The organism is Pseudomonadota bacterium, assembly GCA_018823135.1.
Taxonomy (GTDB): Bacteria; Desulfobacterota; Desulfobulbia; order Desulfobulbales; family CALZHT01; genus JAHJJF01.
Map to the genome: position 1 here is coordinate 1 of JAHJJF010000047.1, position 7,718 is coordinate 7,718.

General features: G+C 46.5%; 7 protein-coding genes. All 7 read left to right on the forward strand.

Features of this window, described 5'->3' with window-relative positions:
- Positions 1-361 (forward strand): GNAT family N-acetyltransferase (locus KKE17_04280; protein ID MBU1709203.1); only part of this gene is annotated, 361 nt, incomplete at its 5' end.
- A gap of 137 nt (positions 362-498) precedes the next feature.
- Positions 499-1,422 carry a hypothetical protein gene (locus tag KKE17_04285; protein MBU1709204.1) on the forward strand — a complete coding sequence of 308 codons (924 nt, stop codon included), beginning with the start codon at positions 499-501 and terminating at the stop codon, positions 1,420-1,422.
- A gap of 117 nt (positions 1,423-1,539) precedes the next feature.
- Positions 1,540-2,592, forward strand: a complete 1,053-nt coding sequence (locus KKE17_04290) for a DUF354 domain-containing protein (GenBank protein MBU1709205.1) — start codon at positions 1,540-1,542, stop codon at positions 2,590-2,592.
- Between the two features lie 306 nt (positions 2,593-2,898).
- On the forward strand, positions 2,899-3,987 hold the full coding sequence (gene wecB / locus KKE17_04295) for a UDP-N-acetylglucosamine 2-epimerase (non-hydrolyzing) (GenBank protein MBU1709206.1): 1,089 nt from the start codon (positions 2,899-2,901) through the stop codon (positions 3,985-3,987).
- Positions 3,988-4,289: 302 nt separating this feature from the next.
- On the forward strand, positions 4,290-5,468 hold the full coding sequence (locus tag KKE17_04300; GenBank protein MBU1709207.1) for a hypothetical protein: 1,179 nt from the start codon (positions 4,290-4,292) through the stop codon (positions 5,466-5,468).
- 151 nt (positions 5,469-5,619) lie between these two features.
- Entirely contained in the window at positions 5,620-6,615 is a 996-nt protein-coding gene (locus KKE17_04305) for a hypothetical protein (GenBank protein ID MBU1709208.1), read from the forward strand.
- Positions 6,616-6,905: 290 nt separating this feature from the next.
- Positions 6,906-7,718: GNAT family N-acetyltransferase (locus tag KKE17_04310; GenBank protein ID MBU1709209.1), on the forward strand; the 813-nt coding region annotated here is incomplete at its 3' end.

The window sequence follows — 7,718 nt, forward strand, 5'->3', positions numbered from 1 at the left end:
CTCTGTTTATTTCCATATAGGTGATAAAGCAATTTACAAATATGGCGCATCAGATTTTACATTCCAGGATCTCCGGCCGAACAACCTGGTCATGTGGAAGGCGCTTGAATGGTATTGTGAAAAGGGTTTCAGGGAATTCAGCTTCGGCCGAACCGATGAAGGACACGATGGTCTCAGGCAATTCAAGGCCGGTTGGGGAACAGCTCAGCGGATTATTCATTATTACCGGTATGATTTTCATCAAAACAGCTTTCTCTGTTTGCCTTCCGGTGTGGAAGGATGGCAGGCCGGTATTTTCAGAAAGACGCCGATTCCTTTCTTAAAAATAATTGGATCGGTGTTATACAGACATATGGGGTAATTTTTGTATGGCTTCGGCTCAATTTAAGCTATACTTCTTTTCGACGAGCCTGTTCCGGCGCCTGCAGGACCGCGTTACAGGAAAATTTGCATTACTGCCGGGCAATCACAAGATGAGCGGTAATTTTTATACAAAGTATGATACGAAATAAAATTTTTTATGCGATAAAGCCGTTTATACCGAGAAGGTTACAGATTGCCCTGCGGCGAGTTCTGGCCCAGCGGCGACGTAAATTGTATAAGGATGTCTGGCCCATCGACGCAAAAGCGGCGAAGCCGCCTGATCATTGGTCCGGCTGGCCCGATCAAAAACAATTCGCCTTTGTTCTGACCCATGATGTGGAATGCATGAAAGGCGTGAAGAAATGCCTGGCACTGTCGGAGCTCGAAGAGAAGCTCGGGTTCCGCTCCTCTTTCAATTTCGTCCTTAAAGATTATGCGGTTCCTCCGGAAATTCGCCGGATCCTTGACAGCAAAGGATTTGAAGTCGGCATTCACGGGGTTACTCACGATGGCAGATCGTTCATGTACCAAAAGTCTTTTCAGGAGCAATCCGTCATAATCAATCAGTATCTCAAGGATTGGGGGGCTGTTGGATACCGCACCCCTTCCATGCTCGGAACTCTGGAATGGATGCACAATTTGAATATTGAATACGATGCTTCAACATTCGATACCGATCCTTTTGAACCCAAGCCTCTGGGGGCCGGGACCATTTTCCCTTACTGGGAACATTCCCATGCAAACGGCAGCGGCTTCGTGGAGCTGCCGTACACCCTGCCCCAGGATTTTACCCTCTTTGTTATTCTGCAGGAAAAGAGCTTTGACATCTGGGCCCGGAAACTCGACTGGATTGCAGAAAACGGCGGAATGGCTCTGTTGATCACCCATCCGGACTATATGAGCTTTGGTGGCAAGGATCCCGGACTGGAAGAGTATTCCGCGGAGATCTATGAAAAATTTCTTGAATATGTCCGGTCCAGATATGAAGGGAAATATTGGCATGCTCTGCCCAGGGATGTAGCTCATTTCATGAAGCAGTCAAAAGCGATCGGAAGATGATGGGGTGAGCTTCTTCAGGAATGCGGCAGAAAAAAATATTTCAAGATGAATTGTCAGTAATTACGTTAGAAATAAAGGATTCACGGGAGTCATGGAATTCAACAGGGAAAAATTGAGATGAAAACTGCATTAAAGAAAAAAATCTGGATTGATTTGGACAACACGCCGCATGTCCCTTTTTTCAAGCCGATCATCGAGGAGTTGGAGAAAAAAAATTATGACTTCACCATGACTGCGAGAAAATGTTTTCAGGTATGCGGACTTGCCGACCTCGTGGGAATGAAATACACCCCGATCGGCAGACATTACGGTAAACACAAGATCATGAAGATTGTCGGAACACTGATCAGGGTTGTTCAGATGATACCGACAATATTGCGGGAGAAGCCGGATATTGCGGTTTCCCACGGGTCCAGAACGCAGCAGATTGTCGCCAACTTCCTGCGAATTCCAAATATCGTCATATTTGACTACGAACATACAACCGGCCTGATGTTTTTTCATCCGACCTGTGTGGTTGTCCCGGAAATCATCGTAAATGGAGTTCGGGAACGATCGAAAAGCCAGGTGCATTCCTATCCGGGTATCAAGGAAGACGTCTATGTCCCGGGCTTCAAACCGGATTCGAGTATACTGGAAACCCTGGGGTTGAACCAGAATGATATTGTTGCGGTAATCCGCCCCCCGGCATCAGAGGCCCATTACCGCAGTCCGGAAAGCGAGAAACTCTTTGCAGCCACGGTTGAATCTCTTGCGGCAATGGCCGAGGTGAAGATGGTTATGCTGCCCAGAAACGAGAGGCAGGAGGAGCAGATCAGGGCGGATTGGCCAGGTCTTTTCTCGAATAAGAAAATCATCATCCCCAAAGAGGTGGTTGACGGCTTAAACCTCATCTGGCATGCGGATTTTGTTATCAGCGGCGGTGGAACCATGAACAGAGAGGCAGCAGCCCTGGGAGTTCCGGTTTTCAGTATTTTTCGGGGAAAAACCGGGGCAGTGGACCAATATTTACAAGACCAGGGGCGGCTCACTCTCCTTGAGAGCGTTGAGGATGTGCTGGCGAAAATCAAACCAATTCGTCGGAATAAAGAGAATGATGGCGGGTTCGGAGCCCGCCCGGCGTTGCAGAAAATTGTCTCGGTCATCGAAAAGCTTGCCCAGGAAAGCTGATGTATTAAACAAAGGTGTGAGGCGCAATTATATCCGAACCGTAGAATGTCGAATACTGAATTTCGAACCGCAGAAGTTATCGTAAAAAAACTTCCATTACCGCACAGTTTAAAAGAAGAACCGAACCAGGGCCTAAGTCGTGAGGCAAAGGACTTGAGCCTTGATAAACAGTTAGTTCTAATTCGTTATTCATTATTCGGCGGTTCGATATTCAGGATTCGATATTCGCTGTTAACGTTCTTCGTATGCTTTGCAGTGAATATATTACGTTTGGTGAAATAGCATGAAAATAAAGGGCTTATCATTATGATCATCCATCTGGTATGCGCGGCACGGCCGAATTTCATGAAGATTGCGCCGCTCTATCATGCCCTCAGAAAAGAGACCTGGGTCGAGCCGCTTATTGTCCATACGGGTCAGCATTATGATCCCAATATGTCCGATGCCTTTTTCGAGGATCTCGGGCTACCGAAACCGGACATTTATCTTGATGTGAAGAGCGGCACCCATGCCGAGCAGACCGGCAAGGTGATGATCGCCTATGAAAAGATCCTGTTTGACCGGAGGCCGGATCTTGTTGTGGTGGTGGGCGATGTGAATTCAACCATGGCCGCAACCATTACCGCCGCAAAACTGGGAATCAAGGTTGCTCATCTGGAAGCGGGCCTGCGGTCCTATGACAGGGGAATGCCCGAGGAGATCAATAGGCTGGCCACCGATGTGCTGGCAGATTACCTTTGGACCCCTTCCGAAGACGGTTCAGAGAATTTGCTCAGAGAAGGAATTGCCCCGGAAAAAATCCTGCTGGTTGGCAATATCATGATCGATTCCCTGGAAATGATGCGAACCAGGATCGAAGCCCAGCAGACCTATAAAGAGTTCGGCCTGGAATCCGGGGGTTATGGAGTCGGCACCCTGCATCGCCCATCTAACGTGGATGATCCTGTTCAACTGAAAAAGCTTTGTGGCATACTTATTGATGTTGCCCGAAAAATGCCGTTTGTTTTCCCGATCCATCCCAGGACCCGGAAGAACATGGAAAAACACGGTCTCCTTGCTGATCTCGAAGCAAACGGCAATCTGTTTTTACCCGAACCGCTCAATTACATACGCTTCATGAACCTGGTTTTCAACTGCCGGTTCGTGATAACCGATTCGGGAGGAATCCAGGAGGAAACAAGCTATCTCGGGATTCCGTGCCTGACAGTGAGAAAAAATACCGAAAGGCCCATTACCATTACTCAGGGGACAAATCAGCTCTGTGAGCTTGATGATGTGCTGACCAAAACCGATGCGATTCTGCGAGGCTCTCTGAGCGAGCGGAAGCAGATAAAATTCTGGGATGGCAAGACTGCGGGCAGAATTGTTGATTGCTTGAAAAACCTTAAGTTGTGAGAGGCAAGTCACTAGACCCGGGAAGGGGAAGAACGAAGTATTTAAAAGAGAACCTCAGAATATCGAGGTCACGCAGAATATTGAATGTCGAAGTTAAAGATTTAATCTTCAGAATTCTGCAAGACACTACAAGAAACTATCTTCACACAAAGCTTCGGACACGAAAACAGATTGAGCGATATTCGTCTCTATTTTTAGTAAAAACTTTGACATTCGACATTCGACATTCAATATTCGATATTCTGCGGTTCTGTTTACCATGTTTCGCGGTGATATAAAGCTGTTTTAGATGGAGTTTTTTAGTGAATAAAGATCAAGACCGGATCAGTGAGACTTTATTTTCGCTCCTGAGCTACTGCAGAAAAAATGACTGGGCAGGGTATGACCCCTATGATGCTTTAAACAGCCGGGTTTTTAACAGCACACCATTTGCCAGAAGCAGAATCTGCCGGATAGCCATGACGCAGATCATGAAGCGGCTGCCGATAAATATCCGACCGCTGCTGTTGATCTCAAAGGAACAGAACCCGAAGGCCCTTGCCCTTTTTCTTGCTTCGTTTGTAAAACTTTCGCGACTCGATCTCCTGGGAGGCGAAGACCTTGTGGGGGTTATGGTTGAGAGGTTGGTTGCCCTCCGGTCGCCGGACACATCCTACTGGTGCTGGGGCTACAGCTTTCCCTGGCAGACCCGGAAGCCGCTGGTTCCCCGAGGATATCCGAATTTGGTCTGTACTGTGTTTGTCGCAAATGCACTCCTCGACGCTTACGAGTATACTCATGACCAGCGTTGCCTGGACATGGCAATGAGCGCTGCGGAATATATCCTCAACGAGCTTTATTGGGATGAAGGGCCTGTTGCCGGATTCAGCTATCCTCTGCCGGCATTGCAGTCACGGACCCATAATGCAAATTTTCTTGGCGCCGCTCTTTTTTGCAGAATATACAAGCATGGCGGTGAGGAAAAATTTCTTGAACCGGCCCTGAAAGTTACCCGATACTCGGCAGACCGGCAGCAGGAAGACGGTTCATGGGATTATGGCGAAATGTCCACCCAGCGCTGGGTGGATAATTTTCACACCGGCTATAACCTCTGCGCCTTGCAGTCTATTAATATTTCTATCGAAACATCGGAGTTTGAACCCCATATCCGCAAAGGCTACGCGTTTTATCTCAAGCATTTTTTCATGGAAGACGGGGCGCCGAAATATTTTCATAACCGTCTCTATCCCATTGATGTTCATTGTGTAGCGCAAAGCATCATTACCCTGCTGTCACTCAAGGACCTTGATAAGCGGAGCGTCGAGCAGGCACAAGCGGTATTTGACTGGTCGATGAAACATTTATGGGATAACCAGGGATACTTTTACTATCATATCCAGCCGTTCTTCAAGAACCGATTATCCTATATGAGATGGTCCCAGGCCTGGATGCTGTTAGCGCTTACCTTTCTATTGGAATATCCCCGGAAGAATTCTGCCTGAGAGCAGCATATAAAAATGGTATTACCAAGCACCTTTCGGGAGGATAATGATCAAGCATGAGAGCTTTTGAGACTCTGAGAAACAGAAGAATGTCGAGGGGAAAACTTCATCATTGGATATTTCTTGTTCGATATTCGATATTTAAATAATCATGATCGACTGCGTCTTTACAATTGATTACGAGATATACGGGAATGGAGAAGGTTCCCTGCGAGAACTGGTTTATGAGCCGGCGGAAAGACTGGTGGCAATCTTTGACAAGTGGGACGCGCGTTTTGTCTCATTCGTTGAGGTTGCAGAATTTGAAATGATTGAAGCTGCAGGTTCTGATCCGGACATTCATCTGGTGAAGCAGCAGATCCGGAAATTTCATGAAACAGGTTTTGAGCTTGGGTTGCATTTGCATCCGCAATGGTACAATGCCAGGCATGAAAAGGGTAAATGGGTATTGGATTATCAGGAATATAACCTCTGCACCCTGTCGCCGGATCGAATCAGCCAAATTGTTCAGCGTTCGATGGATTATTTACGGAAGGTCATTGGTGATTCGGAATTTATTCCGATATCGTTCAGGGCTGGGAACTGGTTATTTCAGCCCACTCAGGCTGCAGCAACCGTGTTGGCGGACCAGGGCATAAAAGTGGATTCATCTGTCTTTAAAGGTGGTGTTCAACATAAACACTCGTTGGACTACCGGCGCGCTTTGAAAAACGGCTATTATTGGAATTTTTCGGATGATGTCAATATTGCATCCACTGACGGGATGTTGCTTGAATTGCCAATTTATACTCAGATGGTCCCGATCTGGAAGATGTTCACCGCTAAACGTGTCGGAATGCAGCGCAAAAGCTCTTCATCCTCTCAGGCAACAAAGGGGAGGATGGGACGAATTCGTGACCTGCTGCGGTTGCAATATCCATTGAAATTCGATTTCTGCAGAATGACCCTGGATGAACTCATCAGTATGGTGGATAGAGAATATAAAAAGGACCAGGATGATCCATCAACATACCGGCCGTTAGTGGCAATAGGCCACACAAAGGATTTGGTGGATTTCGTGGCAGTTGACGCTTTCCTCTCCTATTTACGACAAAAGAAGATTGCCATATCGACTTTTGAGCAAGCACTGGACAATGTGAGGTTTTAAAGAAAGGTTGCACTGCGAAGATAATTTATAAATGAACAGCTGAATATCGAATATAGAATATTGAATTTCGAAGTGAAATTTTCAACCGCATCATACCGGGGGTCAGTGTTGGACGTTTTTCTCTTCTTACAAAAAGGCGGCAGTCGACAAAAGTTAATGATATTCGTTTGTTACGTATTTTTTTTAGAAATGAACTACAACCAAGAACAATGTATTTGAAATTTAGGATTTGAACTTCATTATTCTGCGGTTCGATATTCAATATTCGTTATTTGAAAAAGACAAGATTTATGCAGGCAAAAAAAATAGAAATTGATTGGCATCCGGATCTTTCCGTGTATGCTTCCGAGCCGTTCTTAAAGGCCACAGGTGATGACTACGGGTGGCTCGGAGGTTTTGACGGCCGCGGGCAGCTCCGGTGCATATTACCCTATACAATTATCCGCAAGGCGATATTTCGCATGGTTCGATTCCGGGTTGAAACTATTTCGCTGGGAGAAGATTTCTCTCTCGAAGAAGAAAAATCATTTTTAAACAGCGCCATGGATTTTTTCCGGTCCTTGGGTGCGGACATGATTATTCCCGCAACAACCAACACAATTTTTCGCACATATCCCGATGGCGCTGACGCAGCTCCCTATGGTTCTTACATCATTGATTTGACACAGCCGGAAGAAACCCTCTGGGGCAATCTCAACACAAGTCATCGGCGTAATATTCGACAAGCGATGAAAAAAGAGGTGCAGGTTAAAAGCGGAATTGAGTATCTGGATACGGCATATGAGCTGGTGCGGGATACCTTCAAGCGATCCGATATTGGGTTTATGGACCGAAAGGCTTTTGGGCGATATGTGAAAAGTCTTGGTCAGAATATTGCAATTCTTGTTGCTGAATTTCAAGGAGAGGTTCAGGGCTGCGTGGTGATTCCTTTCAGTAATCATTGCGCCTATTATGTATATGGCGGCAGTATCCCAAAACCAATGACCGGTGCGATGAACCTTTTGCACTGGCAAGCGATAAAGCAATTCCACGATTCAGGTGTAAAGCAGTACGATTTTGTCGGGGTCCGGATCAATCCTGAGAAAGGATCAAAGCAGGAGGGA

Bases quoted from the DNA above. Each gene is read 5' to 3' on its own strand.
- KKE17_04285 (MBU1709204.1), top strand. From the start codon at position 499: ATGATACGAAATAAAATTTTTTATGCGATAAAGCCGTTTATACCGAGA.
- KKE17_04290 (MBU1709205.1), top strand. From the start codon at position 1,540: ATGAAAACTGCATTAAAGAAAAAAATCTGGATTGATTTGGACAACACG.
- wecB (MBU1709206.1), top strand. From the start codon at position 2,899: ATGATCATCCATCTGGTATGCGCGGCACGGCCGAATTTCATGAAGATT.
- KKE17_04305 (MBU1709208.1), top strand. From the start codon at position 5,620: ATGATCGACTGCGTCTTTACAATTGATTACGAGATATACGGGAATGGA.